18 protein-coding genes and 1 riboswitch are annotated in these 21,098 nt (G+C 53.9%); of the genes, 10 read left to right on the top strand and 8 right to left on the bottom strand.

Annotated features, from left to right (window positions below; genetic code table 11):
• Positions 1 to 14: 14 nt before the first annotated feature.
• From ACMGGM_RS14460 to ACMGGM_RS14415, 10 genes are all read left to right on the top strand, one after another.
• Positions 15 to 512 carry an Rsd/AlgQ family anti-sigma factor gene (locus tag ACMGGM_RS14460; RefSeq protein WP_063944149.1) on the top strand — a complete coding sequence of 166 codons (498 nt, stop codon included), beginning with the start codon at positions 15 to 17 and terminating at the stop codon, positions 510 to 512.
• 54 nt (positions 513 to 566) lie between these two features.
• A riboswitch (TPP riboswitch) is annotated at positions 567 to 678 on the top strand.
• Positions 679 to 757: 79 nt separating this feature from the next.
• A complete protein-coding gene (gene thiC / locus ACMGGM_RS14455) occupies positions 758 to 2,653 on the top strand; it encodes a phosphomethylpyrimidine synthase ThiC (protein WP_023331766.1) in 1,896 nt (631 codons plus the stop codon).
• Positions 2,653 to 3,288 (top strand): thiamine phosphate synthase, encoded by a 636-nt coding sequence (gene thiE / locus ACMGGM_RS14450; protein ID WP_414149026.1) that lies wholly within the window; start codon positions 2,653 to 2,655, stop codon positions 3,286 to 3,288. Before thiC ends, thiE begins: the two co-directional genes overlap by 1 nt.
• Positions 3,281 to 4,036, top strand: coding sequence for a HesA/MoeB/ThiF family protein (locus tag ACMGGM_RS14445; RefSeq protein WP_045282298.1), 756 nt, complete (start codon positions 3,281 to 3,283; stop codon positions 4,034 to 4,036). The genes thiE and ACMGGM_RS14445 overlap by 8 nt, the downstream gene beginning before the upstream one ends.
• A complete protein-coding gene (gene thiS / locus ACMGGM_RS14440; RefSeq protein ID WP_014882071.1) occupies positions 4,020 to 4,220 on the top strand; it encodes a sulfur carrier protein ThiS in 201 nt (66 codons plus the stop codon). Before ACMGGM_RS14445 ends, thiS begins: the two co-directional genes overlap by 17 nt.
• A 1-nt stretch (position 4,221) precedes the next feature.
• On the top strand, positions 4,222 to 4,992 hold the full coding sequence (thiG, locus tag ACMGGM_RS14435; protein ID WP_045282299.1) for a thiazole synthase: 771 nt from the start codon (positions 4,222 to 4,224) through the stop codon (positions 4,990 to 4,992).
• The gene (thiH, locus tag ACMGGM_RS14430) at positions 4,989 to 6,116 is read left to right on the top strand and encodes a 2-iminoacetate synthase ThiH (protein ID WP_063614560.1); all 1,128 of its coding nucleotides are present in this window, start codon (positions 4,989 to 4,991) and stop codon (positions 6,114 to 6,116) included. Before thiG ends, thiH begins: the two co-directional genes overlap by 4 nt.
• 340 nt (positions 6,117 to 6,456) lie before the next feature.
• Positions 6,457 to 7,998: a sensor domain-containing diguanylate cyclase gene (locus ACMGGM_RS14425; RefSeq protein WP_063614559.1), complete on the top strand. Its 1,542-nt coding sequence runs from the start codon at positions 6,457 to 6,459 to the stop codon at positions 7,996 to 7,998.
• 146 nt (positions 7,999 to 8,144) lie between these two features.
• Entirely contained in the window at positions 8,145 to 8,450 is a 306-nt protein-coding gene (locus ACMGGM_RS14420; protein ID WP_014882067.1) for a PTS sugar transporter subunit IIB, read from the top strand.
• 4 nt (positions 8,451 to 8,454) lie between these two features.
• Complete coding sequence (locus tag ACMGGM_RS14415; RefSeq protein WP_008503455.1) at positions 8,455 to 8,772, top strand: PTS lactose/cellobiose transporter subunit IIA; 318 nt, start codon at positions 8,455 to 8,457, stop codon at positions 8,770 to 8,772.
• Positions 8,773 to 8,830: 58 nt separating this feature from the next.
• Here the strand turns inward: ACMGGM_RS14415 and rpoC are convergent, their stop codons facing one another.
• The 8 genes from rpoC to secE form a co-directional block, all read right to left on the bottom strand.
• Positions 8,831 to 13,054 (bottom strand): DNA-directed RNA polymerase subunit beta', encoded by a 4,224-nt coding sequence (gene rpoC / locus ACMGGM_RS14410; RefSeq protein WP_014882066.1) that lies wholly within the window; start codon positions 13,052 to 13,054, stop codon positions 8,831 to 8,833.
• 76 nt (positions 13,055 to 13,130) lie between these two features.
• On the bottom strand, positions 13,131 to 17,159 hold the full coding sequence (gene rpoB, locus ACMGGM_RS14405) for a DNA-directed RNA polymerase subunit beta (RefSeq protein WP_014882065.1): 4,029 nt from the start codon (positions 17,157 to 17,159) through the stop codon (positions 13,131 to 13,133).
• Positions 17,160 to 17,478: 319 nt separating this feature from the next.
• The gene (rplL, locus tag ACMGGM_RS14400) at positions 17,479 to 17,847 is read right to left on the bottom strand and encodes a 50S ribosomal protein L7/L12 (RefSeq protein ID WP_014882064.1); all 369 of its coding nucleotides are present in this window, start codon (positions 17,845 to 17,847) and stop codon (positions 17,479 to 17,481) included.
• A gap of 66 nt (positions 17,848 to 17,913) precedes the next feature.
• On the bottom strand, positions 17,914 to 18,411 hold the full coding sequence (rplJ, locus tag ACMGGM_RS14395; protein WP_004097644.1) for a 50S ribosomal protein L10: 498 nt from the start codon (positions 18,409 to 18,411) through the stop codon (positions 17,914 to 17,916).
• A gap of 291 nt (positions 18,412 to 18,702) precedes the next feature.
• Complete coding sequence (gene rplA / locus ACMGGM_RS14390) at positions 18,703 to 19,407, bottom strand: 50S ribosomal protein L1 (protein WP_013095000.1); 705 nt, start codon at positions 19,405 to 19,407, stop codon at positions 18,703 to 18,705.
• 3 nt (positions 19,408 to 19,410) lie between these two features.
• Positions 19,411 to 19,839, bottom strand: coding sequence for a 50S ribosomal protein L11 (gene rplK / locus ACMGGM_RS14385; RefSeq protein WP_008503452.1), 429 nt, complete (start codon positions 19,837 to 19,839; stop codon positions 19,411 to 19,413).
• A 156-nt stretch (positions 19,840 to 19,995) separates the two neighbouring features.
• Complete coding sequence (gene nusG / locus ACMGGM_RS14380; RefSeq protein WP_003862341.1) at positions 19,996 to 20,541, bottom strand: transcription termination/antitermination protein NusG; 546 nt, start codon at positions 20,539 to 20,541, stop codon at positions 19,996 to 19,998.
• A gap of 1 nt (position 20,542) precedes the next feature.
• Positions 20,543 to 20,926: a preprotein translocase subunit SecE gene (secE, locus tag ACMGGM_RS14375; protein ID WP_013094999.1), complete on the bottom strand. Its 384-nt coding sequence runs from the start codon at positions 20,924 to 20,926 to the stop codon at positions 20,543 to 20,545.
• Between the last annotated feature and the right edge of the window lie 172 nt (positions 20,927 to 21,098).

Here is a 21,098-nt window from a genome sequence, read left to right as displayed (position 1 = left end):
TTGCGGAGTCAACCATGTTAAACCAGCTAGAAAGCCTGACTGAGCGCGTTAGAGGAAGTAACAAACTGGTGGATCGCTGGCTACATGTACGCAAGCATCTACTCGTGGCTTATTACAATCTGGTCGGTATTAAGCCTGGCAAAGAATCGTTTATGCGGCTGAATGAAAAAGCGCTGGATGATTTTTGTCAGAGCCTGGTCGACTACCTGTCCGACGGACATTTCAATATTTATGAACGTATTATCCGCGAAATGGAAGGGACAACGCCGTATTTAGCGGCCAGTAAACTCTATCCGTTGCTGGAAGCCAACACCCAGCAGATCATGGATTACTACGATTCCACGCTCGAAAATGCCATCGATCACGACAATTATCTTGAGTTCCAGCAGGCGCTTTCCGATCTTGGCGAAGCGCTGGAAGAGCGATTCACGCTGGAAGACAGGCTGATCGCCCTCGTCCTGAATAACGGCCTGGATGTGAGTAACGAAGATAACATCGCGCGCCCTGCTTGAGTTCTTAATCGTTAACGAGTAATTTACAACCATTCGCCCCTCTGCGGAGGGGGATTTTTCTTGTCGGAGTGCCCAGCGCTTAAACGCGCGGGCTGAGACCGTTAATTCGGGATCCGCGGAACCTGATCAGGTTAATACCTGCGAAGGGAACAAGAGTCACACTGCTGTTGTATCGCCCCTGAGGCGATCTTCTCTTGCTTCATCCGTCGTCTGACAAGCCATGTCCTTCACTTCTGGAATGAGCTATGTCTACCACTAAACTGACCCGTCGCGAACAGCGCGAACACGCCCAACACTTCATCGATACCCTGGAAGGTACCGCTTTCCCGAACTCGAAGCGCATATACATCACCGGTTCACAGGCCGACATTCGCGTGCCGATGCGCGAAATCCAGCTTAGCCCGACGCTTATCGGCGGCAGCAAAGATAACCCGCAATATGAAGATAACGAAGCCGTCCCGGTGTATGACACCTCCGGCCCGTATGGCGATCCCTCTGTTGCCATCAATGTTCAGCGGGGTCTGGCAAAGCTGCGCCAGCCGTGGATTGACGCACGTAACGACTGTGAAGAACTCAACGAACAAAGCTCGTCGTACACCAAAGCGCGCCTGGCCGACGACGGTCTGGACGAATTGCGTTTCACCGGTCTGCTGACGCCAAAACGCGCCAGAGCGGGCAAACGCGTGACCCAGCTGCACTATGCGCGCCAGGGAATCGTCACGCCGGAGATGGAGTTCATCGCCATTCGTGAAAACATGGGCCGCGAGCGTATCCGTAGCGAAGTGCTGCGCCACCAGCATCCAGGTGAAGGGTTTGGCGCTCGCCTGCCGGAAAACATCACGCCGGAGTTTGTGCGTGACGAAGTGGCCGCTGGCCGCGCGATTATCCCTGCCAACATCAACCACCCGGAATCCGAACCGATGATTATCGGCCGCAATTTCCTGGTGAAGGTCAATGCCAATATCGGTAACTCTGCCGTCACTTCCTCCATCGAAGAGGAGGTAGAAAAGCTGGTCTGGTCAACGCGCTGGGGCGCGGACACGGTAATGGACCTCTCAACTGGCCGTTATATTCACGAAACCCGCGAGTGGATCCTGCGTAACAGCCCGGTCCCGATTGGTACCGTCCCGATTTATCAGGCGCTGGAGAAAGTGAACGGCATCGCCGAAAACCTCACCTGGGAAACCTTCCGCGACACGCTGCTGGAGCAGGCGGAACAGGGCGTGGACTACTTCACGATTCACGCTGGCGTGCTGCTGCGCTACGTGCCGATGACCGCAAAACGTCTGACCGGCATCGTCTCCCGCGGCGGATCCATCATGGCAAAATGGTGTCTGTCACATCATCAGGAAAACTTCCTCTACGAACACTTCCGCGAGATCTGCGAAATCTGCGCTGCCTATGACGTATCCCTGTCGCTGGGCGACGGCCTGCGTCCGGGCTCCATTCGCGATGCCAACGACGAAGCGCAGTTTGCCGAGCTGCACACGCTGGGCGAACTGACAAAAATTGCATGGGAGTATGACGTACAGGTAATGATTGAAGGCCCTGGACATGTGCCGATGCAGATGATCCGCCGCAATATGACCGAGGAGCTGGAGCACTGCCACGAAGCGCCGTTCTATACTCTGGGGCCCCTGACCACCGATATTGCACCGGGCTACGACCACTTCACCTCCGGGATTGGCGCAGCGATGATCGGCTGGTTCGGCTGCGCCATGCTCTGCTACGTCACGCCGAAAGAGCACCTGGGCCTGCCAAATAAAGAGGACGTGAAGCAAGGACTGATTACCTACAAAATTGCCGCTCATGCGGCGGATCTGGCGAAAGGCCACCCGGGGGCGCAAATCCGCGATAACGCCATGTCGAAGGCGCGCTTTGAATTCCGCTGGGAAGATCAGTTCAACCTGGCGCTGGACCCCTTCACCGCCCGCGCCTACCACGACGAAACCCTGCCACAGGAATCGGGCAAGGTGGCACACTTCTGCTCCATGTGCGGTCCAAAATTCTGCTCGATGAAAATCAGCCAGGAGGTACGCGACTACGCCGCCGCACAGACCATCGAAGTGGGTATGGCAGACATGTCAGAAACCTTCCGCGCGAAAGGCGGCGAGATCTACCTCAAAAAAGAGGAGGCCTAATGTACCAGCCTGATTTCCCCTCCGTGCCCTTCCGTTTAGGGCTCTATCCGGTGGTGGACAGCGTGGAGTGGATCCAACGCCTGCTGGAGGCAGGCGTTCGCACCCTCCAGCTGCGCATCAAGGATAAGCGCGATGAAGAAGTTGAGGCCGACGTTATCGCCGCCATCGCGCTGGGACGACGCTACCACGCTCGTCTGTTTATCAACGACTACTGGCGGCTGGCTATTAAGCACCAGGCGTACGGCGTCCATCTGGGTCAGGAAGATCTGGAAACTACCGATCTTAACGCTATTCGCAAAGCCGGGCTGCGGCTGGGGGTGTCGACACACGACGATATGGAAATTGACGTGGCACTGCCGGCGCGCCCCTCCTACATTGCCCTCGGCCACGTTTTTCCGACGCAAACCAAGCAGATGCCCTCCGCACCACAGGGTTTAACGCAGCTGGCGTTACACGTTAAGCGCCTGACCGATTACCCCACCGTTGCCATTGGCGGGATAAGCCTTGAACGCGCCCCTGCGGTACTGGAAACCGGCGTCGGCAGTATCGCCGTCGTCAGCGCGATTACCCAGGCGACGGACTGGCAGGCGGCCACGGCACGGCTTTTACAGCTGGCAGGAGCGGGCGATGAATGACCGCGATTTTATGCGCTACAGCCGTCAAATTCTGCTGGAGGATATCGCCATCGACGGGCAGCAAAAGCTGCTCGCCAGCAGGGTGTTGATTGTTGGTCTGGGTGGATTAGGCGCCCCCGCCGCGCTTTATCTGGCAGGCGCAGGTATCGGTACGCTGGTGCTGGCCGACGACGACGAGGTGCACCTCAGCAACCTGCAGCGACAAATCCTCTTCACGACAAAGGACATTAATCAACCCAAAGCGCAGATTACCCGCCAGAGGCTGAATCAGCTCAACCCGGACATCGAACTGATTGCACTCCAGACGCGGCTGAGCGATGACAATCTGCACCGTGAGGTCGCCCTGGCCGACGTGGTGCTGGACTGCACTGACAATATGGCGACGCGTCAGGCGATCAACGCCGCCTGCGTGATCAATAACACGCCGCTGATCACCGCCAGCGCGGTGGGGTTCGGCGGACAGATGATGGTCCTGACGCCCCCCTGGGCGCAGGGCTGCTATCGCTGCCTGTGGCCGGACGATGCCGAGCCCGCACGCAACTGCCGCACGGCAGGCATTCTTGGCCCGGTAGTCGGAGTGATGGGCACCCTTCAGGCGCTTGAGGCCATCAAGCTGCTCAGCGGCATGGAGACGGAACGTAATACGCTGCGGCTGTTCGACGCTCGTTCAGGCGGCTGGCGCCATCTGGCCTTAAACCGCGCCAGCCACTGCCCGGTATGCGGAGGCCGCGATGCGCATTCTGTTTAACGATGAGCCGATAAGCTGCGACGACGGGCTGACCATTGCCGCCCTGCTCGATAAGTTACGTCAGCTCAAGCCGGGAACGGCGCTGGCACTCAATCAACAGATCCTGCCGCGCGAGCAGTGGGAACATCAGCAGGTCAATGACGGCGACCAGATCCTGCTGTTTCAGGTTATCGCAGGGGGCTGAGATGCTACATATTGCCGATAAAATCTTTGATTCACATCTGTTTACCGGAACCGGAAAGTTCGCCTCTCCACAGCTGATGGTAGAGGCCATCCGTGAAAGTGGCAGCCAGCTGGTGACGCTGGCGATGAAACGCGTGGATCTGCGCCAGCACAACGATGCCATTCTTGCGCCTTTGCTGGAGGCAGGCGTTACGCTCTTGCCCAACACCTCCGGTGCAAAAACGGCGGAAGAAGCAATTTTCGCCGCACAGCTGGCACGTGAAGCGCTCGGTACCCGCTGGCTGAAGCTGGAAATTCATCCGGATGCCCGCTGGCTGCTGCCGGACCCGATTGAAACGCTGAAAGCAGCAGAAAAGCTTGTGCAGCAAGGGTTTACCGTCCTGCCTTACTGCGGGGCGGACCCTGTGCTATGTAAGCGTCTGGAAGAGGTCGGCTGTGCCGCCGTGATGCCGCTGGGTGCGCCAATTGGCTCTAATCAGGGTCTCGAAACTCGCGCGATGCTGGAGATCATCATTGAACAAGCCACCGTGCCGGTGGTGGTAGATGCGGGGATTGGCGTACCAAGCCATGCCGCGCAGGCGCTGGAGATGGGGGCCGACGCGGTACTGGTCAATACGGCGATTGCGGTGGCTGACGATCCGGTCATGATGGCGCGCGCGTTCCGCATGGCCGTAGAGGCCGGCTTGCTGGCAAGAGGATCCGGCCCTGGCTCGCGCAGTTTTCAGGCGCAGGCCACCAGCCCGCTGACCGGTTTTCTGGAGGCTCTCTCATGAGTACGTTTACCGAACGCTGGCGTCAGCTCAACTGGGACGATATCGCCCTGCGTATCAACAGCAAAACGGCGGCTGACGTGGAGCGTGCCCTGAATGCCCGTCATCTGACCCGTGAGGACCTGATGGCCCTGCTCTCTCCGGCGGCCAGCGCGTACCTTGAACCGATGGCGCAGCGCGCTCAGCGCCTTACCCGCCAGCGTTTTGGCAACACGGTAAGCTTCTACGTTCCACTTTATCTCTCGAACCTGTGCGCCAATGACTGCACCTATTGCGGTTTCTCCATGAGCAACCGCATCAAGCGGAAAACCCTTGATGAAGATGAGATCGCACGTGAGTGCGCCGCCATTCGTGAAATGGGGTTCGAACATCTTCTGCTGGTCACGGGCGAGCATCAGGGAAAAGTGGGAATGGACTATTTCCGTCAGCACCTTCCGGCGATACGTCGCGAGTTTGCGTCGTTGCAGATGGAGGTACAGCCCCTGTCGCAGGATGAGTACGCGGAGTTAAAATCGCTCGGGCTGGATGGGGTCATGGTTTACCAGGAAACCTACCACGAGGCAACGTACGCCCGGCACCACCTGAAGGGCAAGAAACAGGATTTCTTCTTCCGGCTGGAGACACCGGACAGGCTGGGCCGCGCCGGGATCGATAAAATCGGTCTCGGGGCGCTGATTGGGCTCTCCGACAGCTGGCGGGTCGATTGCTACATGGTGGCAGAGCATTTGCTGTGGCTCCAGCAGCACTACTGGCAGAGCCGCTATTCTATCTCTTTCCCCCGCCTGCGACCCTGCGCAGGCGGAATAGAACCGGCATCGCTGATGGATGAGCGTCAGCTGGTGCAGACTATTTGCGCGTTTCGCCTGCTCGCCCCGGAGGTTGAATTATCGCTTTCAACGCGTGAGTCCCAGGCGTTTCGCGATCGCGTGATCCCGCTGGCAATTAACAACGTCAGCGCGTTTTCCAAAACACAGCCGGGCGGTTACGCCGACGATCACCCGGAGCTGGAGCAGTTTGCACCGCATGACGGGCGACGTCCGGAGGCAGTCGCCGCCGCCCTGACGGCACAGGGCCTACAGCCGGTCTGGAAAGACTGGGACAGCTGGCTGGGAAGAGCCTCGCAATAACGTTGAAACACGCTGCAATACGGTAAAAAAGTGTCGAGACACTACGGAAAGATAAAACCGGACGATTGTCAGCGATCGTCCGGTTTTTTTATTGTCATCCGGTCAGCAAGGGATGCTGGCCAGGGCGAAAAGCTTCTTCCTCGTTTCGCCCTGCCTCCGGTTTCTTGCATAAATGGGGCGGCAAAAAACATGGATAAGGAATTTCTTAGTGATTCTTAAGATAAATCATCTTGCCGAAAATCGTGTTCCGTATAATTCACCGCGAACCGCAGGACAGCGACTATGCTGAGAGGATATCGGCAGACAAAAAGTATTCACCATCAGGATCGATGTACAACTCATGGCACTTCACAGCAAAAAGCTCTCTTTTACCCGGCCAATCATGCTCAGCTTCGCGGGGATCCTGTGCAGTTTTGCGCTGATCGCGGTCGTGGTCTCTCTTTCGCAAAGAAAGGATTTTCTTGAGGATTATCACAAGATTAACAGTAACTTCACGCATAACCTGGCGGTTAACTATACCGAATCAATCCTGCGTGAAAACGACTATATCCTTGGTCGCTCTGCGATGTACTTTGCCCGCAGCGAGATACTGAATGAGACGCTCAACGTCAACCCGACGCAAGGGCTGCAGATGTTGATGCATTTGCAAAACCTGATGCCGACCGTGTCATCCATCTCGCTGGCCGATACAGAGGGACATTATTTACACGCACCAGAAGCACCTCCCACGGAAAAGAGTAAAAACGTCGATCCGCGGACGCGCCCGTGGTTTGTCGCGCACGCAGAAGCCAGTATTTTCAGCCATTATACCCACCATTATACGGACTACTTTACCGGGCATCCGACAGTTACGCTTTATAAGCCATTGATTTCAACAGAAGGCAGACTCAAGGGAACCCTCGCCTTTCATCTTGATTTGACGTCGATGGGGTATACCCTTCGACAAATGGTGGCCCCCGTACAAGGGGAATTCTTCGTCGTCGAACGCGACGGGACCGTCGTGCTGCACCCAGATACAGGCGCCCTGTTCAAAAAGTACGTGAGCGAAGCGCTGATGGACAAAATGACCAGCGGCGAAGGCCATCTTTACGACCGGAAAACCAATGCCTGGTATTACTACTACTCTTTCACGAACCCGGACTGGTTTGTTATCTATCGGGTATCTGGCGCAACGCTTACCGATATCACCCGCCACGAAACTACTATCGTTGTCTGGGGCTTCGCGCTGGCAGCCATCATCATCATTCTGTTCGGCCTTTATTTGCGTCATGCCTCGCGTACCGTATTAATGACCATTATCAATGCGATCAAAACGGGCGATGTCAGCCAGGCACCGCGTCTGGAAGCGATGCTGAGCCACACGATTCAGTCCAATAAAGAGCGGGAGATGGCGTATGTTCGCCAGGCGACTCACGATGCGTTGACCGGCTGCAAAAACCGCCGCGCGTTTGACAATGATGTGGATGAACTGCTGACCGCCCACCAGCCTTTCGCACTGGCGCTGATTGATATCGATAACTTCAAATCGATCAACGACACATGGGGACATCTGAGTGGTGACATTGTCCTGCGTAATGTGGCGCGCGAAGGGATCCAGATAATGCAGCCACACAACATCTCGGTCTATCGCTACGGTGGAGAAGAGTTCGCGGTGATCTTCCAGGCCGAGCAGATCGCTGCCGCATTCTCATTGCTTGACGCCTGGCGCACCGCCGTTGAAAGGCGCGTCTGGCGGGAAGAAAACCTGCACGTTACGTTCAGTGCGGGTCTGGGGGAATGGCACTTCGAACCGCTGGAACAACTGGTGGGAAGTGTCGATAACGCGCTTTATAGCGCTAAACAGCAGGGAAAAAACCGCATTGTTCGAACAACCGTCGGCTAATTTTCTCTCCTCCCGTCAGAATTGTAACCGGTTTCAGAAAAATGCCGTTTTCTTTGTGATGCCTGACACACAATCGCGGTAAAGCGGTTGTTGAAGCGGTCTGCACGGGATAATTATCAATAAACACATGTAGATCGAGGCTGATTATGAAGAACATCGTTTTATGCTGTGCAGCGGGAATGTCAACCAGCATGCTGGTTCAACGTATGAAAGACGCCGCGCAGAAAAAAGGGGTTGAAGTCACCATTAAAGCCGTTCCGGTTGCGGAGTTTAAAGACAACATCGCGACGGCCGACATCGTATTGCTGGGGCCACAGGTTAAATACGAGCAGGCAAAACTGCAGGCACAGGCTGACCCACTGGGCAAAAAAGTCGCGGTGATCGACATGATGGACTACGGCATGATGAAAGGCGATGCCGTACTGGAAAAAGCCCTCAAACTGCTGGAGTGACCTCATGGAAGATTTAGAGACAACGATCATGGAACTGCTGGTCAACGCCGGGGCGGCGCGAAGTGCCGCGCTTACGGCATTACAAATGGCCCGCAAAGGTGAGTTCGACGAAGCCGAAAAAGCAATGGAAGAGTCTCGCGAATATGTGAAGCATGCGCATACGATCCAGACACAGCTTATCGGTCTTGACGAAGGAACCGGCAAGCTCCCGGTCAACCTGATAACCGTTCACTCTCAGGACCACCTGATGAACGCCATGGTGATTCAGGATCTGGCAGGCGACATGATTGAGCTTTATCGACGGATCCCGTTAGTGAATTGAAAAAATGCAGATGTAAAAAAACCCGCCGAGGCGGGTTTTTTATTTACTGCATCAACGATTACTCGTTGTCGGAACCGCCCAGACCTGCGTTCAGCAGTTCTGCCAGGCTCGCGGATGCATCTTCAGCAGTCACCTGCGGTGCAGCTGGCAGTTCGCCCGCAGCACGACGACGCATACGATCCTGATGGTATGCATAACCGGTACCCGCTGGGATCAGACGACCCACGATAACGTTCTCTTTCAGACCGCGCAGTTCATCACGTTTACCTGCAACAGCCGCTTCGGTCAGGACACGAGTCGTTTCCTGGAACGATGCTGCAGAGATGAAGGACTCGGTTGCCAGAGACGCTTTGGTGATACCCAGCAGATCGCGCGCGTAAGTCGCACCGATTTTGCCATTCGCTTCCAGGTCGCGGTTAGCGATCTTGACGCGTGAGTATTCAACCTGCTCGCCTTCGAGGAACTCAGAGCTGCCTGCGTTTTCGATGGTTGCTTTACGCAGCATCTGACGAACGATAACTTCGATGTGTTTATCGTTAATCTTAACGCCCTGCAGACGGTATACGTCCTGTACTTCGTTAACAATGTAACGGGTAACAGCATGTACACCACGCAGACGCAGGATGTCGTGCGGCGCTTCTGGACCGTCGGAAACAACGTCACCACGTTCTACACGTTCACCTTCGAACACGTTGAGCTGACGCCACTTAGGAATCATCTCTTCGTACGGCTCGCTGCCATCTACTGGAGTGATAACCAGACGGCGCTTACCTTTGGTCTCTTTACCGAAGGAAATGATACCGCTGATTTCAGCCAGGATTGCCGGCTCTTTCGGACGACGTGCTTCGAACAGGTCCGCAACGCGTGGCAGACCACCGGTGATGTCCTTGGTACCGCCGGATTCCTGAGGAATACGCGCCAGGGTGTCACCAGAGCTGATCTGTACGCCATCTTCCAGCTGTACAATCGCTTTACCCGGCAGGAAGTACTGCGCAGGCATATCGGTACCCGGGATCAGAACGTCATTACCCTGAGCATCAACGATTTTCAGTGCAGGACGCAGATCTTTACCACCGGTAGTACGTTCAGCAGAATCCAGAACCACCAGAGAAGACAGACCGGTCAGCTCGTCGGTCTGACGAGTAATGGTCTGGCCGTCGATCATGTCAGTAAAGCGGATGAAACCACTTACTTCGGTGATAACCGGCATGGTGTGTGGATCCCAGTTTGCAACGGTTTCACCGCCGGCAACCTGCTCGCCATCACCTTTCGCCATAACCGCACCGTAAGGTACTTTATAGCTCTCTTTGGTACGACCGAATTCGTCGATCAGCTTCAGCTCGGTGTTACGAGAGGTCACAACCAGCTTGCCTGCGGAGTTAACAACCGACTTCGCATTGCTGAGCTTGATGCTACCTTTGTTTTTCACCTGAATGCTGGATTCAGCAGCCGCACGAGATGCCGCACCACCGATATGGAACGTGCGCATCGTCAGCTGTGTACCTGGCTCACCGATGGACTGTGCCGCGATAACGCCGATAGCTTCACCTTTGTTGATGATGTGGCCACGCGCCAGGTCACGACCATAGCAGTGCGCACAAACACCAAAGTCGGTGTCACAGGATACAACGGAACGCACTTTCACGGAGTCAACAGAGTTCGCTTCCAGCAGGTCACACCACTGTTCGTGCAGCAGCGTGTTGCGTGGAACCAGAATGTCTGCGGTACCCGGCTTCAGAATGTCTTCCGCGGTTACACGACCCAGTACGCGATCGCGCAGTGGCTCTTTAACATCACCACCCTCGATAACCGGGGTCATGGTGATACCTTCGAGGGTGCCACAATCGTCTTCAGTTACGACCAGATCCTGTGCAACGTCAACCAGACGACGCGTCAGATAACCGGAGTTCGCTGTTTTCAGTGCGGTATCCGCCAGACCTTTACGCGCACCGTGCGTGGAGATGAAGTACTGGAGTACGTTCAGACCTTCACGGAAGTTCGCGGTGATTGGCGTTTCGATGATGGAACCATCTGGCTTCGCCATCAGACCACGCATACCTGCCAGCTGACGAATCTGTGCTGCAGAACCACGCGCACCGGAGTCGGCCATCATGTAGATGCTGTTGAAGGAAACCTGCTGCTCTTCTACGCCGTCACGGTTAATCACGGTTTCGGTCTGCAGGTTATCCATCATCGCCTTGGATACACGATCGTTCGCCGCAGCCCAGATATCGATAACTTTGTTATAGCGTTCGCCCGCGGTTACCAGACCAGACTGGAACTGCTCCTGGATCTCAGCAACTTCAGCTTCCGCTTCAGAGATGATCTCGTGTTTCTTCTCTGGGATGACCATGTCATCGATACCAACAGATGCACCTGAACGCGCTGCATAAGCAAAGCCGGTGTACATTGTCTGGTCAGCGAAGATAACGGTCGGCTTCAGACCCAGAATGCGGTAACAGGTGTTCAGCATTTTGGAGATCGCTTTCTTACCCAGCGCCTGGTTGACGATGGAGAAAGGCAGACCTTTCGGTACGATCATCCACAGAATGGCACGGCCAACGGTCGTGTCTTTCAGGCTGGTGTGCGCAACGAATTCGCCGTTTGCATCTTTTTCGTATTCAGTGATACGCACTTTAACGCGCGCATGCAGAGAGGCCAGGCCAGCGCGATAAATACGCTCAGCTTCTTTAGGGCCAGTCAGCACCATGCCTTCGCCTTTGGCGTTAACACAGTCACGGGTCATGTAGTACAGACCCAGTACAACGTCCTGAGAAGGAACAATGATTGGCTCACCGTTCGCTGGGGACAGAATGTTGTTGGTAGACATCATCAGCGCACGCGCTTCCAGCTGGGCTTCCAGCGTCAGCGGTACGTGAACAGCCATCTGGTCACCATCGAAGTCGGCGTTATACGCCGCACAAACCAGCGGGTGCAGCTGGATAGCTTTACCTTCGATCAGTACTGGCTCAAATGCCTGAATACCCAGACGGTGCAGGGTTGGTGCACGGTTCAGCAGTACCGGGTGTTCGCGGATCACTTCGTCCAGGATATCCCAAACGACAGCTTCTTCACGCTCAACCATTTTCTTCGCGGCTTTGATGGTGGTGGCCAGGCCACGCAGCTCCAGTTTGCCGTAGATGAATGGTTTGAACAGCTCCAGTGCCATTTTCTTCGGCAGACCGCACTGATGCAGACGCAGGTATGGACCTACGGTGATAACAGAACGACCGGAGTAGTCAACACGCTTACCGAGCAGGTTCTGACGGAAACGACCCTGTTTACCTTTGATCATATCGGCCAAAGATTTCAGAGGACGCTTGTTAGAACCGGTGATCGCACGACCGCGACGACCGTTATCCAGCAGGGCATCTACCGCTTCCTGCAGCATACGTTTTTCGTTGCGTACGATGATGTCCGGCGCAGCCAGATCCAGCAGACGTTTCAGACGGTTGTTACGGTTAATGACGCGACGATACAGATCGTTCAGGTCAGACGTCGCGAAACGACCACCATCCAGTGGAACCAGCGGACGCAGATCTGGCGGCAGAACCGGCAGAACGGTCAGGATCATCCACTCTGGTTTGTTACCAGACTGAACGAACGCTTCCAGCAGTTTGATACGCTTGGTCAGCTTTTTACGCTTGGTTTCGGAGTTGGTTTCGTTCAGCTCTTCACGCAGCTGCTCGCACTCTTGCTCCAGATCCATGCTCTTCAGCAGGGCCTGGATAGCTTCCGCACCCATTTTCGCGTCGAATTCGTCACCGAACTCTTCCAGCGCGTCCAGATACTGCTCTTCAGTCAGGATCTGGTGACGTTCCAGATTCGTCATACCGCCTTCGATAACCACATAAGATTCGAAGTACAGTACGCGTTCGATATCACGCAGCGGCATATCCAGCAGCAGACCGATACGGGACGGCAGAGATTTCAGGAACCAGATGTGCGCAGTCGGAGACGCCAGCTCGATGTGGCCCATGCGCTCACGACGCACTTTGGTCTGGGTCACTTCAACGCCACACTTCTCACAGATCACACCACGGTGTTTCAGGCGCTTGTACTTACCGCACAGGCACTCGTAGTCTTTTACTGGCCCGAAAATACGCGCACAGAAAAGGCCGTCACGCTCAGGCTTGAACGTACGGTAGTTGATGGTTTCCGGCTTTTTAACTTCACCGAAAGACCATGAACGGATCATGTCTGGCGAAGCCAGAGCAATTTTGATCGCATCAAACTCTTCGGTTTTAGTCTGCGCTTTCAGAAACTTTAATAAATCTTTCACGGATTTGCTCCCGTCGGAGTTAGCACAATCCGGTGCCGGGGGTTAACCCGGCACCAGTGACCTGTTTGAGCGAGAATTACTCGTCTTCCAGTTCGATGTTGATACCCAGCGAACGAATCTCTTTCAACAGTACGTTGAAGGACTCTGGCATGCCCGGTTCCATCTGATGGTTGCCGTCCACGATGTTTTTATACATCTTGGTACGACCGTTCACGTCATCAGACTTAACGGTGAGCATTTCCTGCAGGGTGTATGCCGCGCCGTATGCTTCCAGCGCCCACACTTCCATCTCCCCGAAGCGCTGACCACCGAACTGTGCCTTACCACCCAGCGGCTGCTGAGTAACCAGGCTGTAAGAACCGGTAGAACGAGCGTGCATTTTGTCGTCGACCAGGTGGTTCAGTTTCAGCATGTACATGTAACCTACGGTTACCGGACGCTCAAACTGTTCACCGGTACGGCCGTCAAACAGCGTAATCTGACCAGACGTTGGCAGACCACCCAGTTGCAGCAGCTCTTTAATTTCAGCTTCTTTTGCACCGTCGAAGACCGGCGTTGCAATTGGCATACCTTTGCGCAGGTTCTCTGCCAGACGCAGCACTTCTTCATCGCTGAAGGTGTTCAGGTCGACTTTCTGACGAACGTCGGTACCCAGATCGTAGGCACGCTGGATGAATTCGCGCAGTTTCGCGACTTCCTGCTGCTGTTTCAGCATGGCGTTGATCTTGTCGCCGATACCTTTCGCAGCCATACCCAGGTGGGTTTCCAGAATCTGACCGATGTTCATACGAGACGGTACGCCCAGTGGGTTCAGTACGATATCTACCGGCGTACCGTTAGCATCGTGCGGCATATCTTCGATCGGGTTGATCTTAGAGATAACACCCTTGTTACCGTGACGACCTGCCATCTTATCACCAGGCTGGATCTGACGTTTAACGGCCAGATACACCTTAACAATCTTCAGCACGCCTGGTGCCAGATCGTCGCCCTGAGTGATTTTGCGGCGTTTCGCTTCGAGTTTTTTCTCGAACTCGTGTTTCAGTTCGTCATACTGCTCAGCCAGCTGTTCCAGCTGATTCTGTTTCTCTTCGTCGGTCAGGCCCAGTTCCAGCCAGCGATCGCGTGGCAGTTTGTCGAGCTTCTCAGCTTCAACGCCACCGGCAACCAGCACCGCATAAATACGGCTGAACAAACCTGCTTCGAGGATCTGCAGTTCTTCAGACAGGTCTTTCTTGGCCTGCTTGAGCTGCATCTCTTCGATTTCCAGCGCACGTTTATCTTTCTCAACGCCATCACGGGTGAAGACCTGAACGTCGATAACCGTACCGGAAACACCGTTTGGTACGCGCAGAGAAGAGTCTTTAACGTCAGACGCTTTCTCACCGAAGATGGCACGCAGCAGTTTCTCTTCTGGCGTCAGCTGGGTTTCACCTTTCGGCGTTACCTTACCAACCAGAATGTCACCGCCGGTCACTTCCGCACCGATGTAAACAATACCGGATTCATCCAGTTTGGAGAGCGCTGCTTCACCCACGTTAGGGATATCGGCCGTGATCTCTTCTGGCCCCAGCTTGGTGTCACGGGACACACATGCCAGTTCCTGAATGTGGATGGTGGTGAAACGATCTTCCTGAACCACACGCTCGGAGACGAGGATGGAGTCTTCGAAGTTGTAACCGTTCCACGGCATGAACGCTACGCGCATGTTCTGACCGAGCGCCAGTTCACCGAGGTCGGTGGACGGACCGTCTGCCAGCACGTCGCCGCGCTCAACTGGCTCACCCAGAGATACACAAGGCATCTGGTTGATACAGGTGTTCTGGTTAGAACGGGTGTATTTGGTCAGGTTGTAGATGTCGATACCCGCTTCGCCCGGATACATCTCGTCTTCGTTAACTTTGATAACGATACGGGATGCGTCAACGTACTGAACGGTACCGCCACGCTTAGCAACTGCAGTAACACCGGAGTCAACGGCAACAGCACGTTCCATACCGGTACCAACCAGCGGCTTATCAGCACGCAGAGTTGGAACGGCCTGACGTTGCATGTTCGCACCCATCAATGCACGGTTGGCGTCATCGTGTTCCAGGAACGGGATCAGGGACGCACCGACGGATACCACCTGCTGGGTGGATACGTCCATGTAGTCAACCTGGTCGCGGCTGAACAAGCTGGATTCGCCTTTGCTACGGCAGGTAACCAGATCTTCTACAAAGTGGCCTTCGTCATCCAGGTTGGAGTTCGCCTGAGCGATAACGTAGTTGCCTTCTTCGATAGCAGACAGGTAATGAATTTCGTCGGTTACAACACCGTCGGTCACTTTACGATACGGGGTTTCGAGGAAACCGTATTCGTTTGTCTGTGCGTACACGGACAGGGAGTTGATCAGACCGATGTTTGGACCTTCAGGCGTTTCGATTGGACATACGCGACCATAGTGCGTCGGGTGTACGTCTCGAACTTCGAAGCCTGCACGTTCACGGGTCAGACCGCCTGGGCCGAGTGCAGAGATACGACGTTTGTGCGTAATCTCAGACAGCGGGTTGTTCTGGTCCATGAACTGAGACAGCTGGCTGGAACCGAAGAACTCTTTCACTGCCGCAGAAATCGGCTTGGCGTTGATCATATCCTGAGGCATCAGGGTATCCAGATCGCCCAGAGACAGACGCTCTTTAACCGCACGCTCAACACGTACCAGGCCAACGCGGAACTGGTTTTCCGCCATTTCGCCTACGGAACGGATACGACGGTTGCCGAGGTGGTCGATATCGTCCACTTCGCCTTTACCGTTACGGATATCGATGAGCTTCTTCATCACTTCGATGATGTCGTCTTTGCTCAGGATACCGGAACCTTCGATCTCATCACGCAGCAGAGAACGGTTGAACTTCATACGACCTACCGCGGACAAATCGTAGCGGTCTTCGGAGAAGAACAGGTTCTCGAACAGGCTTTCAGCCGCTTCGCGAGTTGGTGGCTCACCAGGACGCATCATGCGGTAGATTTCAACCAGCGCGCTCAGACGATCGGTCGTTGGGTCGACGCGGATAGTCTCAGAGATATAAGGACCGTGGTCCAGATCGTTGGTGAACAGCGTTTCGATACGTTTGTGGCCAGACTGGCTCAGCTTAGCCAGCAGATCCAGGCTCAGCTCCATGTTAGCCGGGCAGATCAGCTCGCCAGTTGATTCATCAACGTAATCTTTCGCGGCTACTTTTCCTGCAATGTACTCAACCGGAACTTCGATGTGTTTGATATCATCTTTTTCCAGCTGGCGGATGTGGCGCGCGGTGATACGGCGACCTTTTTCCACATACACTTTGCCGTCGGCTTCGATGTCGAACGACGCGGTCTCACCACGCAGACGTTCCGGCACCAGCTCCATCTGCAGCTTGTTGTCGCGGATTTCAAAGATCACTTTCTCAAAGAACAGGTCCAGGATCTGCTCAGTGGTATATTGCAGCGCACGCAGAATGATGGTTGCAGGCAGCTTACGACGACGGTCGATACGGACAAACAGGTTGTCTTTTGGATCGAACTCGAAGTCCAGCCATGAACCACGGTAAGGAATGATACGTGCGTTATACAGTACTTTACCGGAAGAGTGTGTTTTACCTTTATCGCTGTCGAAGAAGACGCCCGGGCTACGATGCAGCTGGGAAACGATAACACGCTCAGTACCGTTGATAACGAAAGTACCGTTGTCTGTCATGAGCGGAATTTCACCCATGTAGACTTCTTGTTCTTTAATGTCTTTTACGGTGCCTTCCGGCGCTTCGCGCTCGTAGATCACCAGACGCAGTTTTACGCGCAGCGGTGCGGAATAGGTCACGCCACGGATCTGACATTCCTGAACGTCAAACACCGGTTCGCCAAGGCGGTAGCTGACGTACTGCAGCTCGGAGTTACCGCTGTAGCTCTGAATCGGGAACACGGAACGGAAGGCGGCTTCCAGACCGTACTGCCCTTCAGGATCTTGCTCGATAAACTTCTGGAACGAGTCAAGCTGGATAGAAAGGAGATATGGAATGTCCAGAACTTGTGGACGTTTACCAAAATCCTTACGAATACGTTTTTTCTCGGTATAGGAGTAAACCATAGGGTTCCTCAGCTCGCTGACAAGTCGACCCATCTGTCCGACGAAGGGACAGTTTGTGCAACACCATTTTGTGGACCGGAAAATTGAATACTTTCCGCAATACCTGTTGCTATCACGCTTAAATCATTTCGTCGCGATTTACACAGAGCGAGCACCCTGTCGCAATATATTAAGTCGTCGATAGAAACATGCATTGTCAGGACAATCAGCAGTCAAACAGTGTGAAATGCTACTGATGCCTTACAGCGCAAAAAGGCTGGTGACTAAAAAGTCACCAGCCATCAGCCTAATTGCTTAGGCTGCAACCAGAAGGGTTGGCTTATTTAACTTCAACTTCAGCGCCAGCTTCTTCCAGAGATTTTTTCAGTGCTTCTGCGTCGTCTTTGCTCACGCCTTCTTTCAGCGCAGCTGGAGCAGATTCTACCAGGTCTTTAGCTTCTTTCAGACCCAGGCCAGTTGCGCCACGTACTGCTTTGATAACAGCAACTTTGTTAGCGCCTGCAGCTTTCAGAATTACGTCGAATTCAGTTTTTTCTTCAGCAGCGTCAGCAGCTGGGCCAGCAGCAACAGCTACAGCGGCAGCAGCAGAAACACCGAATTTTTCTTCCATTGCAGAAATCAGTTCTACAACGTCCATTACGGACATAGCGGCAACTGCTTCAATGATTTGATCTTTAGTGATAGACATTTAAATTGTTCCTGAAAATCAGAATAAGTTTATACGTAAGCAAATGCTTTATAAAGATAACTGCGATTAAGCAGCTTCTTTTGCATCGCGAACAGCAGCCAGAGTGCGAACCAGTTTGCCAGCCGAAGCTTCTTTCATGGTTGCCATCAGGCGTGCAATTGCTTCTTCGTAGGTCGGCAGGGTTGCCAGGCGATCGATTTGCGATGCCGGGATCAACTCACCTTCAAAGGCTGCAGCTTTGACCTCAAATTTTGCATTCGCTTTCGCGAACTCTTTGAACAGACGAGCAGCAGCGCCCGGGTGTTCCATAGAGTATGCAATCAGGGTCGGACCAACAAACGTGTCTTTCAGGCACTCGAAAGGAGTACCTTCAACTACGCGACGCAGCAGGGTGTTACGAACAACACGCATGTATACGCCAGCTTCACGACCTGCTTTACGCAGTTCAGTCATTTTGTCTACAGTAACGCCACGGGAATCCGCAACTACTGCAGACAGCGCGCCTTTGGCTACTTCGCTGACTTCAGCAACAATCGCTTGTTTGTCTTGAAGATTTAAAGCCATTAGCTTTGCTCCTGGATGTTTGCCGGAACTCATGTTCCGGAACTCACTTCACTCTCCCAAACGGAAAGAGCGTCTTAATACGGTGAGCAGAAACAAGCCAGAATATCCAAAAATAATCTTAGCGTTCTGTCACCGTCTACGCAGGGGATTAAGTCTCTTGCGAAACACCTGCGGTCTTCGACGGAGGCCTGGATTAGGCCAGGCTCCAACGAACAATTCTTTTAGCCGCTAACTTTTGTTAGCAAACGTGGGGGTAAGATTGTAGACAAAATCACCGCCCACGTAAAGGCATTAGTTTGCAGCAGCGCTCAGGCCAGCCTGGTCAACTGCAACACCTGCACCCATGGTGGTGGAGATGCTAACTTTCTTGATGTACACGCCTTTCGCCTGAGTTGGTTTTGCTTTTTTCAGCGCAACCAGCAGAGCTTCCAGGTTTTCTTTCAGTTTGTCAGCGTCAAAGTCCACTTTACCGATGGTGGTGTGGATGATGCCGTTTTTGTCGTTACGATAACGAACCTGACCTGCTTTAGCGTTCTTAACCGCTTCAGCAACGTTAGGCGTTACAGTACCCACTTTCGGGTTTGGCATCAGGCCACGTGGACCCAGAACCTGGCCCAGCTGGCCAACAACGCGCATTGCATCTGGAGATGCGATAACAACGTCGAAGTTCATTTCGCCTTTCTTGATCTGGTCAGCCAGATCTTCCATACCTACCAGTTCAGCGCCAGCAGCTTTAGCAGCTTCTGCGTTAGCACCCTGAGTAAATACAGCTACGCGAACGGAACGGCCAGTACCGTGTGGCAGTACAGTTGCACCACGAACGTTCTGATCAGATTTACGAGCATCGATGCCCAGGTTAACAGCAACGTCAACGCTTTCAACGAACTTAGCAGTAGCCAGTTCTTTCAGCAGAGCGATAGCTTCGTTGATGTCGTACTGTTTGGTCGCATCAACTTTGTCACGGATCACGGACATGCGCTTGGTCAGTTTAGCCATTTCTTAGTCCTCCACTACCAGGCCCATGGAACGTGCAGTACCTTCGATGGAGCGAGTCATCGCTTCAATGTCGGCACCAGTCATGTCGGCAGCTTTGGTCTGCGCGATTTCCTGCAGCTGAGCGCGGGAAATTTTACCCACTTTGTCTTTGTTCGGTTTACCGGAACCAGACTTGATACCCGCCGCTTTCTTCAGCAGAACTGCTGCTGGAGGGGTTTTGGTAACGAAAGTGAAAGAACGGTCAGCGTAAACAGTGATTACAACTGGGATTGGCAGACCTTTTTCCAGGGATTCGGTTTTGGCGTTGAACGCTTTACAGAATTCCATGATGTTCACACCCTGCTGACCCAGAGCTGGACCAACTGGTGGACTTGGGTTCGCCATACCAGCTGCAACCTGCAGCTTGACGTAGGCTTGTACTTTCTTAGCCATTCTAAAATCCTCTGATTGGGTAATAGCGCCTCAGGGAGGCTCCCCGTGAATAAAATTCGTTTTACGGGCCGAGACCCATAAAAACAAAAGGCGCGAAATTGTATTCCAATCTCGCGCCTTGTGCAACGATTAAATCGTCGCTTTTTTGATCGCTGCTTAGGCTTTCTCTACCTGAGCAAAGTCCAGTTCTACCGGGGTCGCACGACCGAAGATAGAGACGGAGACTTTCAGGCGGGACTTCTCGTAGTCCACTTCTTCAACCACACCATTAAAGTCAGCAAACGGACCGTCATTAACACGAACCATTTCACCCGGCTCAAACAGCGTTTTCGGACGCGGCTTATCACCCACCTGCTGCAGGCGGTTCATAATCGCATCAACTTCTTTGTCGCTGATTGGCGCCGGACGGTCAGACGTGCCGCCGATAAAGCCCATCACGCGCGGTACGCTGCGCACCAGGTGCCAGCTCGCGTCGTTCATAACCATCTGAACCAGCACGTAACCCGGGAAGAATTTGCGCTCGCTTTTGCGACGCTGGCCGCCACGGATCTCAACCACTTCTTCGGTCGGAACCATAACTTCGCCAAATAACTCTTCCATGTTGTGTAATTTGATATGCTCACGCAGCGACGTTGCTACGCGGCCTTCAAAACCGGAAAACGCCTGAACGACGTACCAGCGCTTTTTAGGGGCTTCAGACATCTCAGAACCTCAGGCCAGTGATAAAGGATACCAGGCGAACCAGAATACCATCCAGTCCCCACAGGATCAGTGACATTACAGCGGTAACCGCCGCTACAATCAGCGTGGTGTGCAATGTTTCCTGGCGAGTCGGCCAAATCACCTTGCGGACTTCGGTACGCGCTTCGCGTGCAAAAGCGACAGTCGCTTTGCCTTTCGTCGTCAACAGCGCGACACCACCCGCTGCAGCAATCAGAATTACCACTGCAAGCGCGCGTAGCGGCAGCATAATGTCACGATAAAGGTAGTTGCCGACAATCGCTACGATCAGCAGAACGGCTACCACTACCCATTTCATCGCTTCCAGGCCGCGCCCGCTCCCTTGAGCTTCGGTATTCGCACTCATAAACCAACCTGTCAGAAGTATTCTACAAACATTTTCACCCCGCGATTGCGAGGCAAACCAAATCGAAATGCTCATTCGCTTTTCGGATTATACGCTCTCTGCAGAGCCTGTCTCAGCAATGATTATGACAAAAATAATCACTGATGAGCCAGGTTCTGATCTGAAAGCGTGC

This window comes from Enterobacter sp. BNK-14, from assembly GCF_047456095.1.
In the GTDB taxonomy this organism is placed as follows: domain Bacteria; phylum Pseudomonadota; class Gammaproteobacteria; order Enterobacterales; family Enterobacteriaceae; genus Enterobacter; species Enterobacter kobei.
The sequence above is the reverse complement of the archived record's forward strand: the minus strand, read 5'-3'. Positions and strand labels throughout refer to the sequence as shown.